The following is a 21414-nucleotide window of genomic DNA, read 5'->3' as shown; positions in this document are numbered from 1 at the left end:
GGAAGTATGGGGGTACTGGTCTCGGTCTTGCGATCTCCAAGCGTTTGACCGAGATGATGGGGGGGCGAATCGGCGTAGACAGCGAATTTGGCCAAGGAAGTTCCTTCTGGATCGAAGTTCCCTTATCATTTCCCCTGGGTGGTGGGAATTTTCCGTCCAAGCGGGTCGAGGCCAGCGGCCTGCGTGCTCTTGTGGTTGATGATCTCAGTGATGCCCTAGAGGCCCATGTGGGCATGCTGGAAATGCTTGGTCTGCAGGTTTTGGCTGTTGCTGATGGCGTTTCCGCTCTCGCCGCTGTGGAAGAAGCCGACGCCTCCAAAAAACCATTCGACATTCTTCTGATCGATTGGCAGATGCCTGGGATGGATGGGCTTGAATTGGGGCGGCGATTGTTCTTGCTGCCGATCTCGCGTCAGCCAGCAAGGATGCTGGTCACAGCCTATGGCGATAGCGTCTCCGCCGATGTGCTGGCCGAGACCGGGTTTCACAATATGTTGCTCAAGCCATTGACGCCGTCCCGGCTGTTCGATGGCTTGCAGGACGCGCTTTCCGGCAAGCATACGATCATGGGCGGGCTTGCCGCGGGAGAAGCCGAGTCCGTTCTTCTGCATCGAGGCGGCGGCCGTATTCTGCTCGCCGAGGACAATCTGGTGAACCAGGAGGTCGCAGTCGAACTTCTTTGTGCCGTCGGCCTTGATGTCGATGTTGCGGAAGATGGCCAAGTCGCATTGGATAAGGCAGCCCAAGGCCAATATGACGTCATCTTGATGGATATGCAGATGCCGAACATGGATGGATTGGCCTCGACACGCGCGATTCGAAAGCTTCCGAATCACGTGAAAACCCCCATCCTGGCTATGACGGCTAATGCGTTCGATGAAGATCGCAATGCCTGTCTCGACGCGGGCATGAACGATCACATCGCCAAGCCGGTGGACCCTGAGGCGCTTTACCTGACCTTGCTGAAATGGCTTCCGGCAACCGATGGCCGTGGTGAACGATCTAACCCGCTGAGGTCCAGCCCGAAAAATGCCGACGAGGTGGATTACAGCCTTGCTCGCGACAAGCTGGGTCTAATCGACGGTCTTGACGTGGTTGCGGGCCTCAAGGCGGCCAATGGGCGCTTTGACCTTTATCTCAGGCTCTTGGCGAAGTTTATTGATAATCAGGACGGCAAGCATCTGCTACAGGCCCTCTCCTCGGGTGACATTCACGCGGCGCATAGGATTGCCCATACCCTGAAGGGAATGTCGGCAACTCTGGGAATCGAGGGCCTTCGCCAGATCGCCGCCGAGATTGAAGCTGCTCTCAAGAATTCTCCGAACGAAGTATCCGCCGACATTCCGCATAAGGCACGTCAGCTTGAAGCCGAATTCCAGGTCATGTGCGACCGGCTACGGCCTGTCGTGGCGGCTCCGAGAGAAGCTGAACATGGCGAGGGGCCTGGGGGCGAAGATTTTGATGAAGCCGCCGCCAAAACTCTTTTGAGTCGACTTGACGAACTTCTGTCCATGGACGACATGGCGGCGGGAAATCTCTATCGCGACAATGAGGCCATTTTTCGGGCGGCAATTGGCGGTCAAGCCGCCGCGATCGCTCAGAACATCGAAGACTTCGCTTTTGAGGAGGCATTGGCTCTGCTCAGAAGCGCCGTTCGGGGCGGATCCAAGCAATGAACGTTCAGCCTGGGTAGGCGTCCGATATTGGAGATGGGGACGTCGATTCCCGGCAAGGAGGGGGCATGACCTGCATTCTCGTCGTGGATGACGACCCAATCTGTCTAGAACTACTCTCCGAGACCTTGATCGGCGCCGGTTACAGCGTTGACCTTGCCGTCGACGGCGAGGACGCTTGGGACAAATTGAACTCCTACAAGCATGACCTAGTTCTGCTGGACCGGGTCATGCCGCGTCTGGATGGGCTTGGCCTGCTTCGCCGCATGAAGGGCGACGCCGCCTTATACGGAATTCCGGTGATCATCCAGACCTCCGCCTCGTCGCAGGACGAAATACGGGAAGGCTTGGAGGCCGGAGCCCACTACTATCTGTGCAAGCCCGTTTATCCGGACCTGCTTTGCCCGCTGGTGGCCGGAATTGTCGCAGACATCGCCGAACGCAAGAGCCTGAGGGACTCCAAGGCCAACGTCGCCGTGGCCTTGTCGCTTATGACAAGCGGCGATTTCATGTTTCGAACGCTGGATGATGTTCGCTCATTGGCCGCCGTTCTCGCCGAGCTCTGCGACAGGCCCGACGATGTCGGCATGGGGCTGCTGGAATTGATGATCAACGCGGTCGAGCACGGCAATCTCGGCATCAGCTATACCGAGAAATCGGAATTGCGGAAGACATGGCGTTGGGAACAAGAGATAAGCCGCCGTCTCGGCGTCGCGCCGTGGTCAAGCCGCGTGGCGCGCGTCCGCGCGTCCCACGATGGCGAGGACGTCGTTTTCGTGATTTCGGACGAGGGTGATGGGTTCGATCCCGGACGCTTCATGCAAATGGAGCCCGCGCGCGCCTTCGACCTGCATGGTCGCGGCATCGCCATGGCGAACGCCGCCAGCTTCTCCCGCTTGGAATATCAGGGACGAGGCAACGTCGTCATTGCGAGGGCTCCCGTCCGGCGCGATTGTTAAGAGCTTTCTATCGCCATTAAGAGACACGATCGGGCCAGTGGAATATTCTGCCAGGATGTTTGTGATGAGGAACCTGGCGAACGGACAACAATGGTGAAGGCAGTTACCATCCTCGTCGAGGCCGAGTGGCTTGGTCGTGGTGGTAACGGGTGCTGACTATGTCCGGTCATGGCACAACGGGGCCGCAGCAGCCGTTCTCGGCGAACGACGGGTGTCAGGGGTAGAGCGGTCTGAAACAGCGCCGGGACCAATCGGCTATCCATGACCCAATTAGGTCATTCGGCGAGACAGCACTTCACACGGGCCGCGCCGTCAACTCCGGGCAATCCGCAGTCATCTGCGAACAGATTACGGCAATTTTTAAGCAAGCAAAGCGGCTTGTGTCCTAGATCGAACGGACAAAGCTTTTAGTATGCTCGTTACATGAAGCTTCACAGTGCCCTCAGCCAGACCAAGATCTGTAGCTATTTCTCGGTTCGACTTTCCAGTCTTTAATTGGCTGAGAATCTCACGCTGCCTCGGAGTGAGGTGAGTAATATTCGGCACCTCGACTGTGGCAGTAACCAGCTGATTACCGGGATCAGCAAACTCCGCAGGAAGGTAAATGCCGCCAGCCACAACCAAGTTTAGCGCCGCCAGAAAAACTTGGCTGGATGATGCTTTAGTGATGAAACCCGACGCTCCGAGGTCGATAGCAAGATTGACGGCGGACCGGTCAGCGACGTCAGAAACGATTACGATGTGCGCTGGGGACGGAAGCAAATGACGCAATTTCCTTAGACATTCAGGCCAAGGCCCACCGGACATTGTCAGATCGAGCAGAGCCAAGTCGATGCCCGATTCACGTTCTCCCGCCTCAATGACTTCTGCGAAACTGCTCGCTTCCACAATTTGCGAAGCTTCCACGTACAGGGTGAGGATGTGACGCAGACCCTCGCGAAACAACTGGTGATCATCGGCAATAAGGATCTTCATCGGAAATGCCAAGCCCACCTTTCACGCCGTTGGCTATATGAGAGCCACGCCCAAAGTATGCTTCGATTCCGTCTGGAATGCACCCGATAATGCAGATCCACTTGAAATTCGGGCACACACTATAAACACGCAGTTCCATCATTTGGCGTGTCAACGGGTCTGGATGAGAACCTCATCGATCTTGGTGAAGCCGCTGCCGACTCCCAGTTGAGACAGATGGACGGTTACCGAGCCATAACCATCGATCTTCGCCAGCCGCACCATGGTTCCCGACTTCGGGACGTCGATGATGCTGTCCACCGACCAAACCGTCCGGCTCCGACCGTCACTCTGATAAAGATCGCCGAGGGCAACAGCTTTCATGATCCACTCCCCTTGGGAGCGTTTCATTGCACACTGACGACGGTCTGATCAAGTGACAGATTGAAACCAAGATTTTGGGATCAGCCCAACCTGGGGGCGTAGCGGTCACTTGCTGCGCGGCTGCCAACGGGCTCACCGCGCGTCTTGTCTGCCGGTATCAATTGCTTGACTGCTCTTGGAGATAGAGCACAATTCCTTCAGGGGAGCAGTTTCGCCAATTCGGCCCCCCGCGAGGCCGACCGGGCCGGCTTCGACAGCCACCCGGTCGGCCATCTGCATTTTGGAACACTCATGCGTCACTTTGGTCTATCTGCGCCGCCGCCAATTCGCCGCCGCTCCAAGCCATGGTTTGCGTGGCTGGCTGTGATGGCAGCTATTGCGGGGGTAGTAGCAGTCTGGGTCCGATAGCGGCACTGACCCGGCATAGCGGGCGTTCCTGCTGACTGGCGGTTGCCGGGGGTACTGCGGTCACCTGCCGCGCCGGGGCCAACCGGCTCTACCTGACCCAACTCGGTAGCTGATAAGATCACTGTTCCACCACTCGACGCCATGCGCCTCTCCGCCATTATCTCGGAGCTCGCGGGTTCAACTCCCACAAATCTCCCGAGCGAGGATGTTTGCCGTCGCGTATCGATATACGACCTCTGCCTCGCGCGTCGGCCGGGTGAAGATGCCGATGCTATCACCACTCGGCTGACGCGCGTACCCACATCAACAAACCGAAAAGCAGTTTGACGCCACAATAACAACACTCAACGTCTGCATTTTGGCACTCCCATTTGGGAGTATCGGCGGCAGGCCTTCTGCATAAAGGTAGAGTTGGACCTGCCGGTGTTCATTCGGCTCGGTACTTCTTGATCTTTGGTGGATGGGGGCATGGCGTTATGCGGATTTCTACATTCAAGGGGCCAGTGACCACGGCGTCCAAGGAAGCGTTTCTCCAGGCGAAGGCCATCCGGCAGAATGTGACCGGGACGGAACGGCATCTCGATTCCGGGGCAATGCTCGTCTCAAAGACGGATGTGGGCGGGTTGATCACATACGTCAATTCAGAATTCTTGAAAATCAGTGGCTATGAGGAGCACGAGGTTCTTGGCGCGCCTCACTCGATCATCCGTCATCCCGCCATGCCGAGGTCTGTCTTCAAACTGCTGTGGGAGACTATCAGCAAGGGTGAGGAGGTCTTCGCATATGTGATCAACCGGGCGAAGTGTGGTGACCATTACTGGGTTTTCGCGCACGTAACCCCGACAGTCAATCGAACCGGCAAGATCATCGGCTTTCACTCCAACCGGAGAGCTCCGTCTCGCACGGCCGTCGACGCGATCAGCCCGTTGTATGACGCGGTCAACGTAATCGAGAAATCTCATGATCGCTACGGCGTCGAGCGCGGTCTGGAATTCCTGCTGTCAAAGATCGCGAAATCCGGCCTCAGCTACTCCGAGTTCATTTTCTCGATATAGATGAGGAAATTTCAGTATGAACTTCATCGTGCGTCATCCACTGTTTACGTCCCCCCTGAACACGCTGACATTGACAATGATCCTTTGCTGCATTCTCGGGGGCGGCGCCACGATAATCGCGATTGCCACCCTGCCGGTCTATGGATTGGTTCTGGCGGCTGGCGGTGTAGTAGCCTTTGGCTGGAGCATGTACGCGCTTCGGCGCACGTATTCCACCGTCGAACTGGTAGTTCGCGTCCCGGAAGGTGGCGCCGTCGGCAATCTGGAGCAAAGGCTGGTCGATATCGGGCGGGGTCGCGATACCCTGAGTCGATTGTGCCGCGCCACCAATAACGTGCTTGATGCTGCAGATTCCTTCGCGCGTGAAAGCAATGCCTCGCTAAGGGAGGTTACGGCGGGACGGTTCCATCGACGCATACTTGTCGATGGCATGCATCGGGCCTATCGGCATTCAGCGACGACCATCAACCGTATGACCGAAAACCTGGGCATCAGGATCCGCGAAAATAGCTCTCTCGCCGGCCAATTCCGCGATGCGGTCAATGCGCGGGTCGACGAGGGCGTTAGCATCAGTAAGGGCACCTGGGTCGAAGCCGACGCCATGAAGGCCGAGGTGAACAGCGCATCGGCCCTGTCCGCCAAGGTGTGCGACGAGGCGCAGGCGACGCTGCGCGAGGCAGAATCCGTCGCGGCGTCGACCAAAGGGCTCCATGCGGCGCTGATCGATGTGCGCGGCCAGGTATCCCGGGCATCCAGCATTGCCAATGACGCCGACGCCGATGTGGATGCCGCCAATGCGGTCTTCGCCAATCTGGCCGACACCGCCCGACATATCGAGAATGTGGTAGACATTATCAGCGACATCGCTGGCCAGACGAACCTGCTGGCATTGAACGCGACAATTGAGGCGGCCCGCGCCGGGGAAGCAGGCAAGGGATTCACGGTGGTGGCCCATGAGGTAAAATCGCTGGCCATTCAGGCGGTCAAGGCGACGGACGATATCCGCGAGCGGATCGCTCTGATCCAAAGCTCGGTGGCTGGTGCCGTTGACGTCATGGCAGCGATTGGACGAACCGTTCTACAGATCAGCCAGATAACCCAGAAGGTCGACGGCGCCATCGACCAGCAGACCGCAGCTACCGACCTGATCGCCAAGGCCACGGCCCAGGTGCGACAAAGCGTAGAGCATTCCGCATCCTCCATTCAACTGGTCTCGACAACCTCGAGGCAGGCGGCAACCGTAGCCGAGCGCCTGTTCGAACGCGCGGCTGCAGGTGCCGAAAATGCCGAAAAACTGAACGGAGAGATCCGCGATTTCATGGCTAGGGTTAATCTGGTCGGTGCGTGATGACAGGAAGCTCGGGGAATGAACTTTGCCGAGCGCCGCAAGGGAATAAATAGAAATTACCATGGAATACGACAATCCAACGATATTATTCATTGATGACGAGCCGAATGTGCTTGATGCCTTGAGGCGCAAGCTCCGCGAATATGACAAACATTGGACCATGATATTCTCCCATAGCGGCGTTGAGGCGCTAGAGATCATCGGAAGACGGGCAGTTGATGTGGTGGTGACCGACCAGACCATGCCGCAAATCACCGGACTTGAGTTGCTGCACGAGCTCCAGATACGGCATCCCGATATCATTCGCATACTGTTGACTGGGAATAGCGATCAGGAGACGGCAGTGGCGGCTATCAACGAAGGCAAGGTTTTTCGCTTCTTCACTAAGCCATGCCCCATTCCCGTCCTGATCGAAGGGATCGATCTGGCAATCGGCTCACGTAAGGCGATGGAAGAGGCGGAGAAGGCCAATGCAAAAGCTCTTTCGCGTAACAATGCCATGCTGCGTCAGTTGGTGGTGGACTTGACTGAGGCCAAACAAGAACTGGAGAGATTGAGCTTTATCGCGGCCCACGACCTGCGAGAACCGCTTCGCCAAGTCATTTCCTATGCTCAGTTGCTGGATCGGCACCATGCTCCGTCCTTAAGCGGTGAGGCTGCGGAGTATGTCCAATTCATCGTTAGCGGCGTCAATCGAATGGATGCTCTAACCGGAGGCTTTTTGGCCTACACCCAGATCGCTACCGACCACACGGCATTTGCTGATGTTAACATGGGGCGGGCTTGTGCACTGGCCTTGGAGCCGCTGATGAGTGACATTTCTGATTCCTGCGCACTGGTGGAAGTGTCCGCGCTTCCTTCTGTTTTCGGCAGTGAACGGGCTATTGTTCAGTTATTACGGCACCTTATTGAAAACGCCATCAAGTTCAGCCTTCCGATGTCAATTCCTCACGTGCGCATTTTCCACACAGAAGTCGAAGGTGTTATGGTATTTAAAGTAGCCGATAATGGTATAGGTGTCGAAGAAACTGACCACAATATCTTTGACATGTTCCGGCGCCTTCATGGGCACGGCCATTATACTGGCCACGGTGTCGGGCTGGCAATTTGCAAGCGGATCGTGCACCATCACGGGGGCAGGATCTGGTATGAGGCGAATCCATCTGGCGGGACAATCTTCAACTTCACACTGCCCAAAAGTAGCCGGGGGTCTCTCGGGAGATAAGTTTTTACTTTAGTCATTGACCAGAGGAGGGGAGAGATCGGCCACAAAACGTCACCACATCAAGGTGAGTGCCTAAAATGACTGGCAAGCCATCCATTATATTTGTTGATGATGAGGGCCATGTCCTAGAGGCTCTATCAAGAAATTTAGCGACAGAATATTTTCGCTGGGATTTGACATTTTGCGACTCCCCTGAGAGGGCTCTTGAACTCTTTAGGTCCCAACCGTTCAACGTCGTTGTTGTTGACATGATGATGCCCGGCCTCAATGGGATTGAGCTTGTGGTGAAGATGAAGCAGGTTTCCCCGCGATCCACTTACATAATGCTAACCGGCGTTTCGGACATGGGGGTGGCCGTAGAGGCCATTAATCGTGCCGAGATTTTTAGGTTTTTTCCCAAGCCCTGCCCAAAGCCTTTGCTGGTGGAGGGCATTGCGGCCGCCTTAGATGACCAGAGCAAGGCGCAATCCCTTTTGGGCTCATCTCCGGAAAGAATAGCGCTAGACTCCCTTGCAGTCGGAGTTCTCGTTCTAGACAGCAAGGCCCATGTTCTGTTTATGAATAGCGTGGCGGCGCACTTATGCGCAGCTGCCGATGGTCTGTATGTCGGTGCGGACCGGATTCTTCGCCTAGCGGCCATAGAGGAGACCGCCCAATTTCATGACTTAATTCGCGGCACATCCAAAGGTGGTGGCGGTGGGACGATCCTGATCGAACGCCCTAATCTTGGTTCATCCTTATCCGCAACAGTCAGTCGCGCGCCAAACAGTCAGGCGAACGATGCCCAAGTGAGCGTTTATCTCCGCGACCCCCTCAGCAAAAACATTCCTGGGGCTGAGCAATTGTCGACACTGTTCGGCCTGACCCCCGCAGAGGCACGGATTGCCCATTCACTCGTGTTGGGTTGCTCATTGGAGGAGGCGGCAGCCGTCTCGGGCATCGCCGTTGGAACTGCCCGGAACTATCTCAAGAGGGTCTTTCTCAAGACCGGGGCAACTCGTCAATCTGATGTTGTCAGGATGATCCTCGGCTACTTTTAGAGACAGAGCATTCAGTCTGCATTTGGGGCGACGGATATCCAACTGCTGGAATAGGGGGCGTCCAAGTTCTTTGAAAGCGGATCCTGGACGCTTGGTGGTGACTGTGGGATCTCTAGAAGCATGGAGGGTGACAAGCGCGCGTCAGTGACTGCGTCTTTAAGCGCCCAGACCAGCAGGTCATGATTAATAGGCTTGCTGAGGAAACGAACATTGGGCCCAAGTTCACGCAGCGATGTGGCGATATCCCAGTGCCCGGACAAAACAATTGGAATCGTGTCGGGGAACAACTCGTGAAGCCGGTAGATTAGTTTTTTCCCATCCATTTCAGGCATGGCCATGTCAGTGACGATGACATTGACGATGTTGTTGGCCATAAAATCTAGAGCATCATCTCCGCCGCTGGCAAAATTTATATCCCATTTATCTCTGTGCGGATTGAGGATGCGATGGATGGCCGACAAAATGTTCGGCTCATCGTCAACGAATAATAAGCTTGGTTTTTGCATTATTTGCGGCCTTACGAGTTGCTTGTGTCTTTATCTAAAGAACAGTGGCCGAGGCCCATTGATCTCGCTAAAGTGCCCAAGTAAAAATTTCATAAGACGAAAAGTTGGCCTGAACTCCGCTCTAATCGAGTTTTCATCGGCAACGCGCACGATTATTTTACAATCGACAAAATCGTTCATGTTCTGAAGGCAAGCAAGCCGGAACCTGATGATATCCCCCACTTGTCGGCCATCTCCCTGAAATCGGATGCCCGAAACTGAGATGTCGAAGATTGGGAATATCCGATTATCGATAATGACAACCATTCCATCACCGATTCTGCGGCTGTGGCGCCGTCGGTCTTGCCCTAAGAACTCGACCGATGGGGATTTCATACTTCCGGGGCCCATGGAGGCAGTCGAATTAGGCTGGGACTGGGCGTTCATATGATGGGGTCCTTTAGAAGACGGGCTGCCACGCCTATCGGCGATCATGGGGCATTATGGCCATCGTCACCTGCGGCTTGATAAGTCCCATATGGGAGTAGCTGGATCATTGGAAGCGGGTCACTTTCAGACCCGACTAAGGACAGATCTAATCATTTCCGAGGACAATCCTGATGGCTCTTCTCCACTGGGCCCCCCAATACAGCGTTCAGATTCCAGAAATTGATGCCGAACACCAGGCGTTGTTTGGCGTTCTTAATGATCTCTGGGCGGCTACGGAACGGTGCAGTGACAAGCAAGCCACCGCTGATGCAATTCATCGTGTGTCCGAGACGATGCGAAATCACCTCCGCCACGAGGAATCCCTGTTGGAGGAATGGGGGTATCCGCGGTTCGGCGAGCATGTTCTCGAACATCAAAAGCTGCTTATACAATTGGACGCCCTGGTCGCCAGCGCCGACAGCAATGACAAGCATGAATTGGAGATCGGCGAGCTCAATTTCATCAGCAATTGGCTGTGCTCTCATATCGAGAACAGTGACAAAGACTACGCCCGCTTTGTCGCGAGAAAAGACGGTGGGGGCGAGATTGCGAAATCGTCTCCAAGCTGGCGACAGCGTATTGCCGCCAGTGTGACGTTGTCCCGGTCGGTAATGGCTGCTCTGATCTTGATTACGATGGCGGTCGACATCACCGTTGTTGGGCTGCTCTCCTATGGCCTGAACGCCACGAGGAATCTTCAGGAAAGAGAGATCCGCGCCACGGTGGAAAGTACGGCTCTCCTGCTCGATCACAATATTTCGGAATCAGTCAGTAAAATTGACCTGACCCTCCACGAGATTGAGGACTGGCTGGAGCACGAACTTCGAGTAAAAGGGCGCATCGAGGACCGGGAAGCCAAAATTTTTCTGGACAACCGAAAATCCTGGCTTTCGGGTTTAGCCAATTTTCGCGTAACTGATGAGCACGGCACCATCTTGTATGGTTCCGGCACCTTCCCCTCTGAATCAACATCCATTTCCGATCGTGACCACTTCATTGTGCACCGCGAGAATAGCCGTTCCGGACTTTTTGTCAGCAATCCCATATTGACGCGTATCGACCATGAATGGGGTATCTCGCTGTCACGGCGCTACAACAGCCAAGACGGTAGTTTCGCTGGCGTGATATCCGCGACAGTCAATATTGATTACTTCAATAGCCTGCTGTCAGCGGCGAGACTTGGGGTAAATGGTGTCGCTCTGTTGCGCGACGGCGATACGGGCATGATCACCCGGTATCCGGCCAGTTCGTCTCCATCCCAGCAGATCGGCACCAAGGTTTTTTCTGACGAATTGGCGCAGGCCATCGCCTCGGGCGATCAGGCCAGGTCCTTTCATACACAGCGTACCGGCGACGGGGTCGAACGGCTCAACGCCTATCGCCGCCTGTCGGCGGCACCGTTCCATCTCGTCGTTGGGATGGGAACAGAAGATTACCTTGCCCAATGGCACTCAGATGTCACTAAAGCCGTTGTTATCGTCTCGGCATTTTTGCTGTTGTCGGTCGGTTCGGTCTGGTTGTTGTGGCGGCTATTCGGTCTGACTAAGAAGGCAAACAACTCGGCCCAGCTGGTCAGGGAAATCGCTAGGTCGAAGCAGCAACTAAGCGAGGCACACCGCATCGCAAGGCTTGGGTTCATCGAGTTGAACCTGATCACTGGCGATTATTTGCTTGGCGAGGGCACCCAGGACATGCTGGGGATTGATCCCGCCCGGAAGTCTGGGTCGGAGGAGGATGTGTTTTTCAATGTCGCATCCGACGACAGGGGCAGGCTTATGGACCTGCTTTCGAGAAGGTCGGGATCCTGCTTTGAACTCGAATTGCGGATTGGGGCGCGGACACTCCACGTTCTGGGCGAGGTCAGCAGAGACTCCGCCGCCCCCGCGATGGTCGTCATGACGCTTCAGGACATCACCGACCGGATCATCGCCGAGCAAGAGCGAGCGGCCATGATCGAGCGGATTGCGGAGTCGGACAGAATGGAAGCCCTTGGCACCCTTGCCGGCGGCATTGCCCACGAGATCAATACGCCGACCCAATATGTCAGTGACAATATCGCCTTTATGAGTGACGGAATTTCAAGCCTCCTTGATCTGGCCGAGAGCGTGAAGGCTGCAAAATCAACGGAAGGCGATTTGGTCGCCGTGACAAAAAATCTAGACGGCCTTGACCTGGACTTTCTCAAGGCCGAGTTGCCCGCTGCCGCGGCACAGGCCCAGGATGGGACACTTCGCATCGCCAAGATTGTTCAGGCTATCAAGGAATTCTCATATCCCAGTTCTAAACTGCCGCATCCCATCGATCTCAATCACCTGATTGACGTGGTTGCCACAGTCACCCGGAATCAATGGAAATATGTGGCAGAGTTGGAATTTGATTTAGACCCTGACCTGCCGAAAATTTCTGCCATCGAAGGCGAGATCAACCAAGTGCTTGTTAATCTGCTGGTTAACGCCACGCATGCCATAGCGGAACTTGGCTCTTCATCTCTAGGCCGGATCAAAGTGAAGACACAGAGTTTGGGTGATGGCGTCGAATTAACCGTCAGGGATTCTGGAGTCGGGATCGAGCCGGAAAATCTCAAGCAGATCTTTGAGCTGTTTTTCACCACTAAAGCTCCTGGCCAGGGAACGGGGCAAGGACTGGCGATTACCAAAGCAATCATTCATCGCCATGGGGGCCAGATCACCGCAGAGTCCGAACCCGGGTCAGGAGCGTGCTTCCGGATCCGCCTGCCTATTGAAATACCCGCAGCCTCGTCTGAAGACGCTAGTTTATCGTAAGGATAAGGTTCATGACCACATCCCTTCCCACCGTTCTGTTTGTCGATGATGAGAAAAGCGTCTTGGACGGCTTACGCAGAAGCCTTTATGGCCAACGCAATGAATGGAATCAGGTGTTTGCCACCAGTGGCGCAGAAGCTCTCGAAATTCTTGCTCGGGAGCGAGTAGCTGTAGTGGTCAGCGATATGCGCATGCCTGGAATGGATGGGGCAACACTGTTGGACCGAGTCAGAACGATACAGCCTGAAGCAGTTCGAATAATTTTATCCGGCTTTTCTGAACGCGAAGCAATCTTTCGTACCATTGGCCCGGCACATCAGTACTTTGTCAAGCCCTGCACCCCTCATGCTCTGGCTGAGGCGATTAGGCGCTCCTTGGGCGTGCGCCAGATTATTCGATCAGCAGATTTGATGGCCCTGGTGGGAGGGGCGACCTCCATTCCGGCCCTCCCAAAAGCTTTGACGGACTTGTTCAGTGCGCTGCAGTCTCAAGACGGATCGACTGCCGAAGTCGCGCGGATTATCTCATCGGACACTGGGCTGACAGTCAATTTGCTTAAGCTGACCAATTCCGGATTTTTCTATCTGCCGTCATCCATTTCGGATGTAATGCAGGCCGTGAAGTTACTTGGTTTCGAAATGGTTCGAACCTTGACCGTCCTCGGGACCGTGTTCGAGTCGTTCAGTTGTACCGGAATTGACTGCCTTGCCGTCAAGCAATTGCAAAAAAGAAGCCTACAGATCGGGCTTTTGGCGCGCAGGGTCGCTGAAAGCGACCGCCTTGACCCGCATGAAATTGATCTCATTCAATGCGCCGGGATGCTATCCCATGTTGGATCCCTGCTTTTATTTGCTAAATGTCCAGTCCAAATAGCCGATCTACGTAATACGCTGGACCGCTCAGGCGGTGGCATCGTAGCGGCGGAACGGAACGCGCTGGGAGCATGTCATGCAGAATTGGGGGCGGCACTTCTGGGGCTGTGGGGTTTTACTGATCCGGTCGTTGAGGCGGTACTTTTTCATCACGAACCAAGTCGCTGCGAGTTTTTCTCTCCCCACACTATGGGGGCCATTACCGCCGTGCATGCGGCTCAGCATCTGGTGAAACCTCCGCCCTCAGGCAAAGCGGAAAAGGCCGAATGGATCAATGGGCTGGATATGGTGTTTTTGCAAAAAACTGGCGCTGTTTCCAGAGTTGAGGATTGGATTGCCGTCGCCGAGCGCGCACGTGAGGAGTACGAAACATGAGGCTGGCCGAAAAGATTTTGATCGTCGATGACGACGTCAACCTGCTGGCAGGCCTGCGCCGCCACCTCGGGCAAAAGTTTGATCTGATGACTGCTGAGGGCGGTATTGAGGCATTGGGCCTTGCCCAGAATTCTGGACCTTTTGCGGTCGCCGTTTGCGACATGCGCATGCCCGGTATGGACGGTGTTGAGGTCCTCCGTCGGCTTCAGGAGATATCGCCAGATACGGTTAGGATCATGCTGACCGGCAATGCGGACCAGAAGACAGCTATCAATGCCATCAATGACGGGAGGATTTTTCGTTTCTTCAACAAGCCGTGCCCTATGGCGACGCTTATCGACGGCATCGAAGCGGCTATCCGCCAGCACCAGTTAATTCAGGGGGAGCGAGCTCTTCTGGAAGGAACTTTGGCCGGTAGCATTTCCTTACTGAGTGATGTTCTGTCGCTGGTGGCCCCGGATATTTTTCACCGTTCCCGACGTATTCATGGTTGGGCCGTAGAGATTGCCCGTCATATGAAGCTTGGTGATGCGTGGGTTGTAGAAATGGCGGCGGAGTTGTCTCAACTGGGAGCCATTGCAGTTCCTCCCGAAGTGCTTGCTCGGCATCATGCAGGCCAGCATCTTTCTGCGATGGAACAAGAGATGATCCACCGCGTTCCTGCCGTCGGAGCGGCCCTTATCAAGAAGATTCCCCGCCTTGAGCCAGTCGCTCGGGCCGTACAATTCTCCGCCGGGGGAGAACGTGATTTTGATCAACGCTCCCTGGCCACTCTGCCTGGGCGGATTCTCAAAGTACTGCTCAATTTGGATCGGATAGCTGGAGCTAATCCGTCCAAGGAGGCCCTTGTCGCGCTCGAAAAGGAGGGCGGATATGATCTCGCTGTTCTTGCCGCAGTTGGGGCCTGTCTTTTAACCCCTAGCGGTCAGTCTGATGACGGGGCTGAAATCCGCATTGCCGTTCCCGCAACTGGCATTTGCGCAGGTGATGTCTTGGTAAGCGATCTGACGCTCGAGAGTGGACGGCTGGTACTTGCCGCCGGTGAAACCATCAGTGATCTGCTGTTTCTGAGACTGCAAAACATCAACGCGATGGCGCGGCTGAAGGAGCCCATCATGGTGCGCCGCTTTGCCTCGAGGCCCAGGACTAACTAAGTCAGGAGAGGGTTATGCCGGGTTATCGCAAAGCAGTTGCCATCTTGATGCTCGCCGTGACGGCCTTGTATTCGGAAGCACGGGCAGGCGATGCTCCGACATACAGTATCTCGGTCGTGCCCCAGTTCGATCATCGGCGCATCGAGGCCATTTGGCGCCCAATTATCGAGCGGCTTGAGCCCATGACGGGCTTTCGCTTTCATCTGGTGATGGAACCGACCATTCCCGCCTTTGAAAAAGCCCTCAATGCCGGGGCTTATGACTTCGCCTATATGAACCCCTATCATTACGTAGTCGCCCATCGCCGCCAGGGCTATCAGGCCATTGTCCGCGACGTGGAAAACGATCTGTATGGCGTTGTTGTTGTGGCGAAAGGCACTGGCCTGACCAATGTGGCGATGCTAGATGGACGGAAGGTTGCGTTCCCAGCGCCCAATGCCATGGGAGCTTCGTTGATCCCACGCGCAGAATTCGTCCGCAAGTTCCATATAAAAATTTCTGAGGTCTATGTGAAGTCGCATGATTCGGCCTATTTAAACGTCTTACTGGGCCAGACGGATGCTGCGGGGGGAATCCGTGCGACCTTCGATCAGCTAAAGCCTGAAATCCGAGATGGCTTAACCATCATTCACGAAACAGACCGGTTTCCGCCTCACCCGCTGGCGGCTCACCCGCGGGTTCCTGCCGCAGCCGTTCTACGTGTCCAGAAGGCATTGCTGGAACTTGGACAGGACCGTCAGGGGGTGAGGCTTCTCGCCGATGTCCCGATCAAGTTGGTCGGGCCTGCCAGCGATCAGGAGTATGAGACCTTGCGTCATCTTGGGCTGGAGGCGTTTTACGTCGACCAATGAATATTCGCGTCAAGCTTCTCGTTCCTCTTCTCCTCGTAGCGGGCTGCGTACTTGCGGTCATGCATTTCATCGCCTTTGCCTCATTGAAGCAGATGCTGGTGGTGGAACGGGTCAATGGAGAGACGCGCGCGCTGACCCTGGTCGGTCTGGCTATCGTCCCGGACCTACTGGCCAGCGATCTGGCCAAGATTTACGAGACGCTTTCCGAAGTTGGACAAGAACATCCCTGGTGGCGGTTTTTGACCCTGACCACCCCAGAGGGAAAGCAGCTCTATCCCCTGGGCAAGCCCGTGCAGGCTGAGGCGATGACCCACCTCAGTGTTCCGTTGGCTGGTGCGGGGCGGTCATTAGGTATGTTGACGGTTGATCTGGAGGAAAACAGCTTAGTGGCCCCTGCCATTGCTGTTTTACAACAGCTTGAACTTATAGTTGCGTTGATCTTGCTGTTTGGCACCTTGGCTGTGGTGTGGCAGCAAAACAACTCTGTTATCCGGCCGATAAAAAAGTTGGCCAAGGCCAGCCACCTCTTGAGCGAAGGCGACTACGACGTCACCTTACCCATGCCCTCCAGTGATGAGATAGGGAAGCTGGTTAGCGCCTTCAGGACCATGCGTGATGCTGTCGGCAGCCGTGAAGCCTCCCTTCGCCAAAGCGAGCGCTGGCTGGAGGCGGTCATCGATAATTCAGCGGAGGCTATTCTGACGTTGGACGATCAAGGCCGCATCCAATCATTCAATAGCGCCGCCGAACGCATTTTTGGAGCTCCGGCCAGCAGAGCTATTGGTTCTAATTTTGATCAACTGGCTCCGTTTGAGGCCCTGGGGGAGGTGGGAAGCGCGGAGATCGAGGTTGCACGATTTGATGCCAGTCGATTTCCGGCATTGATCACCGCCAGTCGGGTGTCGGCAGGCGGTCAAAGCATGGTGGTGGCGACTATCGGTGATCTGACACAGAGGCGCCAGTACGAGCGGATCCGCGCCGATCAGCATGCCGAGTTAGAGCGTCTCGTGACGGAACGGACTGTGGCTCTCAAGGAAGCCCAGCGTGAAGCTCTGCAGGCGTCTCGCCTAGCCAGTGTCGGACAATTGGCAGCAGGTATTGCTCACGAGATCAACACCCCGATCCAGTATATTGGCGACAATCTCAGCTTCATCCAGGACGCCACCAAAAACATTCTCCCCCTTCTAGACGAAGCGCGGAAACTAGCTTGCAATTCGGAGCATTTCTTCAACGGCGATCCGCTTATCCGGGAGTATTTTGACCGCGTCGATCAGGCCAATCTAGACTTTTTGATGAATGAGCTGCCTCCTGCTATTTCCCAGTCCCTGGAGGGAGTGACGCAGGTTGCGAGAATCGTGTTGTCCATGAAGGAGTTTTCCCACCCAGGAACGACCCAGAAATCAACGGTCGACATCAATCGAGCCTTAGAAAACACTGTGACGGTTTCACGGAATACGTGGAAACATATCGCAAAACTTGAGGTTAAACTTGATCCAAAACTGCCAAAAGTTAATTGTCATCCAGGGGAAATGAATCAAGTATTTTTGAACCTTATCATCAATGCAGCCCACGCCATCGATGAATCAGGAAAGCCTAAACCAGGAAAAATAACCGTCGAAACTTTAAATCTCGGGGATTTTGTCGAAGTCTGTTTTTCCGACAATGGGACCGGTGTGCCTGACGCCATCAAGGACCGAATTTTCGACCCTTTCTTTACCACCAAGGACGTCGGAAAGGGTACCGGTCAGGGGCTGGCCATTTGCTATGACGTAGTCGTCGTTAAGCACGGTGGCCAAATTATCGTCGGCGGTTTGAACGGAGAAGGAGCCGTATTCACGATTCGGCTTCCGGTGGCATAGGTCTCCACCTTGGGAAAATCAAAGCGATCTCGAGGACTGGGGGGGGGGCTTGAGCTCATTCTTCCTCGGCTTTCTCGTTGGCTTGGTAGGGAGACCACGCCAAAACGTTCGCGTTCGTGGAGTCGCACTGTTTTGATATGGAGGTGCCTGTAACTCGCTGGGCAACCAGCCCGTTAATGCTAAGCATTCCGGTCTTAATTAGTTTCCAACTGACCTGAATACAGGCTGATCGCGGAATGCCATCTACTTGGACATTTCCGTCCTTGACCAACAACTTTCCACCGTAAACATTGCTCGCAGCAGCAACATCACCTTTCGCAGCCATTTGCATTTGCAAAATTAATTCGGACGCACTGACCTCGTTGAGCGGCGGTGATGATCTCTTGTCGTACAAGATTGCTATGCTTCCTGTGGCGGCAAGAAAAATAGAAGCCATAATGACGGCGATTATGCGGTGGCGCCGACGCTTTCTGGATAATGTGGCTTTGCGGGCGGTCTCTGTCGTGGGAAAAGAGCTAATTCCGGATATATTGCGGGCAGCTTTATTTTTGATTGGTAAGGAAGATTCGGAGTTTTCATCTACCGGTCTGTCTATGCGATCGTCATCGGAAGAGTTTTGCCCTTCCGCCAGAGGCACTTCAAGGCATTTGCGGATTTTATCAAAGATATCGGGGTCGTATTGCGCCTTCTTGCCCTCAAGAATGGCAAAAGATTTTTCGTTGGGCGCGCCAATCTCTTCGACGGCCTCGCTGAGGTCTTTAAGCACCTTGAGGATCCGTGCATCCCGAGGAATGTCCGCTCCAACAGGGCCGCCGTCAGGGAAGCCGCTACCGTCAAATCCACGATCCTGGAGGTAAATGGATTCGGCAACCTTCCCCAAGCGCGGAATATTGGTGATGAGGTTGCGGGCTATTTCCGGGGCACTGGCCAACGTTGATTGTTCATCAACGCTCATGGATTGGCCAGCGTGCCGCTTTTGAACCAATTCTACTGGGAGCGATAGCTGGCCGATCAATGCAAGGGACGATGCAATTTCCAACTGCCAGTGACGGGGGAACTGGCCATCAGAGGTCAGCTTCCTGGCATAGTCACGTATCCGTCTTGCATGACTTGATATGACTGGATTAGTAGAAGATACGAGATCGATGAGAACCTTGATGCTACCTGCCAGGGTCTTTTCCAGAATCTCGTGTTCGGCTTGAAGCATTTTGAATTTTGTGATGGCCTCGCTTATTCCGCTTTCGAGAATCGGAATTGGACATGGCTTGTTATAGAACCTGAAAATATGGCCACTGTTGATGGCATTGATCGTTGTCTGCTGGTCTGAATTTCCCGTCAACATCAACAAGATGGTTTGGGGCGAAATTTCGTGAATATGGGCTAGTGTCTGAAGCCCATCCATTTCAGGCATCCGCATGTCGCAGACGACGACGGCAAAAGACGCGTTTCGATCTTGAGCTGTTCGCACCAACTCAATTGCTTCCGGCCCGCCTTGAGCCGTTGCTAGGTTAAATTTACCGACAAATTGGCGACGCAGCGACAGCAGCAAATTGGCATCGTCGTCGACTATGAGAACTGGCCCTTCCATTGGCAGAATTCCCTTTTTCAAAATGCACTATCCCTCGCAGATCGCTTTCGATTTTAGCATTAGGCCATGTTTAATCTACAAAACTGCATAACATTATTTGTTAATATAAGTAAAATTGCTGCGCATATTGTTATGGCCAGTGCAAATTAATTGATATTGCAATTTTTAAGAATATATTTTAACGAATATTCTTTTCGCCATGCGCTCCCGGCAGCTAACTCAATCATCGCCGACTTGCAGGATTCTGGCACCATATAAATGGCCCCAGATGGCACATGCGATGCTTGTGTTTTTAGTCGAATGATTGACGCGGCTGCGGAATCTGTGACTATAGTCGAATATACGCCGCCGCACACCTTCATGTATAAAATGAGGCCGATATCAATTTTTTTATGTGTGATTTCCATTGGTGGCGACCAAACAAGGGAGCTGCTATCCATAACAACTTTATTGAAATATTTTTCTCACACTAGTCCCGTTTGACACTGCCTCTTCGACATTTTGTAAAGTTGAAATTTTGAATTAGGCACGGGAAATGTGGTGGTTGCTCATTGGAGTCCCAGACACAACTCGCAGCAGTAACTCATTGCCACCAAGGAGGCTGCTAAGTTGGCAGACAGAACCAAGGGGGGCTTGTTCATAGGGATCGTGGATGACCGCAAATGGCAGATTCTGTTGAAAAACTCCCGGTTGCTGAGGTGCCGATGCTCTGATTCAATCGATCTGAGCAGCGGGAGATCAGCCAATGATGGGGGAGCGCCACATCGACCAGCCGGCGTTGTTCTACGAGTTCAGCCTCGAGCGACACGTGCCTGCGGATCACCTGCTGCGCTCCATCGACCGGTTCGTCGATCTCTGCGACATCCGCGAGCAGCTACGTCCCTATTACAGCGAGACCGGTCGGCCATCGATTGATCCCGAGTTGATGATCCGGATGCTGATCATCGGCTACTGCATGGGCATCCGCTCGGAGCGGCGGCTCTGTGAGGAAGTGCATCTCAATCTGGCTTATCGCTGGTTCTGCCGGCTTGGACTCGAGGGCACGGTTCCCGACCACTCGACCTTTTCGAAGAACCGACACGGCCGTTTCCGTGACAGCGACCTGCTGCGGCGGCTGTTCGAAGCGACGGTGGAACGCTGCATGGCGGAAGGGCTGGTCGGCGGCGAGGGCTTCGCGGTCGATGCCAGCATGATCAAGGCTGATGCCAACCGGCAGCGCTCGGTGCCGGGCGACGAAGGACTGCCTGACGAGGCTACCGGTCAAGCGGTGCGCGAATAGCCGAACCGTCGAGTCACTCGAGCGCACTCTTGTCGCCGCCGGGATCGTGTTCATTCCCGAGGGGCGATATGAGGGGGCGGGAGGGCCTGGGGTTCGCTTTGCGATAGGTGCGGATCAGGCTGTGCCGAATCCAGAGGATGGCGGGAAGCAGTGACAAGGGGCAGAGCGGGAGTTTGTCTTTAAGCATGAGTTCATACGATCGGCCATTTTAGCCGACAAAAATTCCTGGCTACGTTCTCGATAAGTCAAAAGCCGCTGGGAGGCCTCAGCGGTATAGTTTTATTGGAGCAACAGTCAAAGAAAGTTAGCTCCAACCCGATCAACGGCGAATTGGGCTGAAGGAATAGGCATTTCCGGACAACTTTTGTCCTGAAACGCACTTTTTCGCAGGCGGAATTATCTTTGAATTCAAGGGGTAGATGGTGGGCGATGCAAGGATTGAACTTGCGACCCCTCGCGTGTGAAGCGAGTGCTCTCCCGCTGAGCTAATCGCCCATCTACATCTTCAACCGTTGGAAGCCCAACGGCGCTGCTGGGGCAAATCCGGCACTTGTCCGGAAATCTGTCCCGATTGGCTCCCCGCAAACTGGCGGATTGCCTTAATGTATCACTCCCGTGTGAAGGGAGTGCTCT

15 protein-coding genes, 1 tRNA gene and 1 pseudogene are annotated in these 21414 nt (G+C 54.7%); 12 read left to right on the top strand and 5 right to left on the bottom strand.

Going from position 1 to position 21414, the window contains the following annotated elements; translation table 11 throughout:
- On the top strand, positions 1 to 1676 hold a 1676-nt coding region (locus tag CCC_RS21755), incomplete at its 5' end, for a response regulator (RefSeq protein ID WP_041041676.1).
- 65 nt (positions 1677 to 1741) lie between these two features.
- Positions 1742 to 2632 (top strand): response regulator, encoded by an 891-nt coding sequence (locus CCC_RS12620; RefSeq protein WP_009866918.1) that lies wholly within the window; start codon positions 1742 to 1744, stop codon positions 2630 to 2632.
- 360 nt (positions 2633 to 2992) lie between these two features.
- Here CCC_RS12620 and CCC_RS12615 read toward each other — a convergent pair whose 3' ends face one another.
- On the bottom strand, positions 2993 to 3607 hold the full coding sequence (locus CCC_RS12615) for a LuxR C-terminal-related transcriptional regulator (protein WP_041041674.1): 615 nt from the start codon (positions 3605 to 3607) through the stop codon (positions 2993 to 2995).
- 150 nt (positions 3608 to 3757) lie between these two features.
- Positions 3758 to 3970 (bottom strand): hypothetical protein, encoded by a 213-nt coding sequence (locus CCC_RS12610; RefSeq protein ID WP_231920480.1) that lies wholly within the window; start codon positions 3968 to 3970, stop codon positions 3758 to 3760.
- 911 nt (positions 3971 to 4881) lie between these two features.
- On the opposite strand from CCC_RS12610, the gene CCC_RS12605 reads away from it, so the two are divergent.
- The 4 genes from CCC_RS12605 (at position 4882) to CCC_RS21235 (ending at position 9046) form a co-directional block, all read left to right on the top strand.
- A complete protein-coding gene (locus CCC_RS12605; RefSeq protein WP_009865677.1) occupies positions 4882 to 5433 on the top strand; it encodes a PAS domain-containing protein in 552 nt (183 codons plus the stop codon).
- A 16-nt stretch (positions 5434 to 5449) separates the two neighbouring features.
- On the top strand, positions 5450 to 6781 hold the full coding sequence (locus CCC_RS12600; protein ID WP_041041671.1) for a methyl-accepting chemotaxis protein: 1332 nt from the start codon (positions 5450 to 5452) through the stop codon (positions 6779 to 6781).
- A gap of 61 nt (positions 6782 to 6842) precedes the next feature.
- On the top strand, positions 6843 to 8006 hold the full coding sequence (locus tag CCC_RS21240) for an ATP-binding protein (protein ID WP_052473190.1): 1164 nt from the start codon (positions 6843 to 6845) through the stop codon (positions 8004 to 8006).
- A 77-nt stretch (positions 8007 to 8083) separates the two neighbouring features.
- Positions 8084 to 9046: a DNA-binding response regulator gene (locus tag CCC_RS21235; RefSeq protein WP_052473188.1), complete on the top strand. Its 963-nt coding sequence runs from the start codon at positions 8084 to 8086 to the stop codon at positions 9044 to 9046.
- Between the two features lie 11 nt (positions 9047 to 9057).
- On the opposite strand, the gene CCC_RS12585 is transcribed toward CCC_RS21235, so the two are convergent.
- Positions 9058 to 9552 carry a response regulator gene (locus tag CCC_RS12585; RefSeq protein WP_041041669.1) on the bottom strand — a complete coding sequence of 165 codons (495 nt, stop codon included), beginning with the start codon at positions 9550 to 9552 and terminating at the stop codon, positions 9058 to 9060.
- A gap of 599 nt (positions 9553 to 10151) precedes the next feature.
- On the opposite strand from CCC_RS12585, the gene CCC_RS21230 reads away from it, so the two are divergent.
- Genes CCC_RS21230 through CCC_RS21225 form a run of 5 tightly spaced genes read left to right on the top strand, consistent with a single transcriptional unit; the run spans position 10152 to position 17914 of the window.
- Positions 10152 to 12803, top strand: coding sequence for a bacteriohemerythrin (locus tag CCC_RS21230; protein ID WP_052473184.1), 2652 nt, complete (start codon positions 10152 to 10154; stop codon positions 12801 to 12803).
- A gap of 11 nt (positions 12804 to 12814) precedes the next feature.
- Positions 12815 to 14050 (top strand): HDOD domain-containing protein, encoded by a 1236-nt coding sequence (locus CCC_RS12565; RefSeq protein WP_041041667.1) that lies wholly within the window; start codon positions 12815 to 12817, stop codon positions 14048 to 14050.
- On the top strand, positions 14047 to 15204 hold the full coding sequence (locus tag CCC_RS12560; RefSeq protein WP_052473182.1) for an HD domain-containing phosphohydrolase: 1158 nt from the start codon (positions 14047 to 14049) through the stop codon (positions 15202 to 15204). The genes CCC_RS12565 and CCC_RS12560 overlap by 4 nt, the downstream gene beginning before the upstream one ends.
- A gap of 14 nt (positions 15205 to 15218) precedes the next feature.
- Positions 15219 to 16055 (top strand): phosphate/phosphite/phosphonate ABC transporter substrate-binding protein, encoded by an 837-nt coding sequence (locus CCC_RS12555; RefSeq protein WP_041041665.1) that lies wholly within the window; start codon positions 15219 to 15221, stop codon positions 16053 to 16055.
- Positions 16052 to 17914 (top strand): sensor histidine kinase, encoded by a 1863-nt coding sequence (locus CCC_RS21225; protein WP_052473181.1) that lies wholly within the window; start codon positions 16052 to 16054, stop codon positions 17912 to 17914. Before CCC_RS12555 ends, CCC_RS21225 begins: the two co-directional genes overlap by 4 nt.
- Before the next feature lie 55 nt (positions 17915 to 17969).
- Here CCC_RS21225 and CCC_RS21220 read toward each other — a convergent pair whose 3' ends face one another.
- Positions 17970 to 19523 (bottom strand): HD domain-containing phosphohydrolase, encoded by a 1554-nt coding sequence (locus tag CCC_RS21220; RefSeq protein ID WP_152619769.1) that lies wholly within the window; start codon positions 19521 to 19523, stop codon positions 17970 to 17972.
- Between the two features lie 724 nt (positions 19524 to 20247).
- On the opposite strand from CCC_RS21220, the pseudogene CCC_RS12540 reads away from it, so the two are divergent.
- A pseudogene (locus CCC_RS12540) lies at positions 20248 to 20745 on the top strand (transposase); the annotation flags it as partial.
- A gap of 456 nt (positions 20746 to 21201) precedes the next feature.
- On the opposite strand, the gene CCC_RS12535 reads toward CCC_RS12540, so the two are convergent.
- A tRNA-Val gene (locus CCC_RS12535) sits at positions 21202 to 21276 on the bottom strand.
- Between the last annotated feature and the right edge of the window lie 138 nt (positions 21277 to 21414).

It is taken from the genome of Paramagnetospirillum magnetotacticum MS-1 (genome assembly GCF_000829825.1).
Lineage (GTDB): Bacteria > Pseudomonadota > Alphaproteobacteria > Rhodospirillales > Magnetospirillaceae > Phaeospirillum > Phaeospirillum magnetotacticum.
The sequence above is the reverse complement of the archived record's forward strand: the minus strand, read 5'-3'. Positions and strand labels throughout refer to the sequence as shown.

Excerpts from the sequence above, each read along its gene's own strand:
- CCC_RS12555 (WP_041041665.1), top strand. The coding sequence starts at position 15,219 with ATGCCGGGTTATCGCAAAGCAGTTGCCATCTTGATGCTCGCCGTGACG.
- CCC_RS12620 (WP_009866918.1), top strand. The coding sequence starts at position 1,742 with ATGACCTGCATTCTCGTCGTGGATGACGACCCAATCTGTCTAGAACTA.
- CCC_RS12565 (WP_041041667.1), top strand. The coding sequence starts at position 12,815 with ATGACCACATCCCTTCCCACCGTTCTGTTTGTCGATGATGAGAAAAGC.
- CCC_RS12600 (WP_041041671.1), top strand. The coding sequence starts at position 5,450 with ATGAACTTCATCGTGCGTCATCCACTGTTTACGTCCCCCCTGAACACG.
- CCC_RS21240 (WP_052473190.1), top strand. The coding sequence starts at position 6,843 with ATGGAATACGACAATCCAACGATATTATTCATTGATGACGAGCCGAAT.
- CCC_RS21235 (WP_052473188.1), top strand. The coding sequence starts at position 8,084 with ATGACTGGCAAGCCATCCATTATATTTGTTGATGATGAGGGCCATGTC.
- CCC_RS21230 (WP_052473184.1), top strand. The coding sequence starts at position 10,152 with ATGGCTCTTCTCCACTGGGCCCCCCAATACAGCGTTCAGATTCCAGAA.
- CCC_RS12610 (WP_231920480.1), bottom strand. The coding sequence starts at position 3,970 with ATGAAAGCTGTTGCCCTCGGCGATCTTTATCAGAGTGACGGTCGGAGC.
- CCC_RS12585 (WP_041041669.1), bottom strand. The coding sequence starts at position 9,552 with ATGCAAAAACCAAGCTTATTATTCGTTGACGATGAGCCGAACATTTTG.
- CCC_RS21225 (WP_052473181.1), top strand. The coding sequence starts at position 16,052 with ATGAATATTCGCGTCAAGCTTCTCGTTCCTCTTCTCCTCGTAGCGGGC.
- CCC_RS12560 (WP_052473182.1), top strand. The coding sequence starts at position 14,047 with ATGAGGCTGGCCGAAAAGATTTTGATCGTCGATGACGACGTCAACCTG.
- CCC_RS12615 (WP_041041674.1), bottom strand. The coding sequence starts at position 3,607 with ATGAAGATCCTTATTGCCGATGATCACCAGTTGTTTCGCGAGGGTCTG.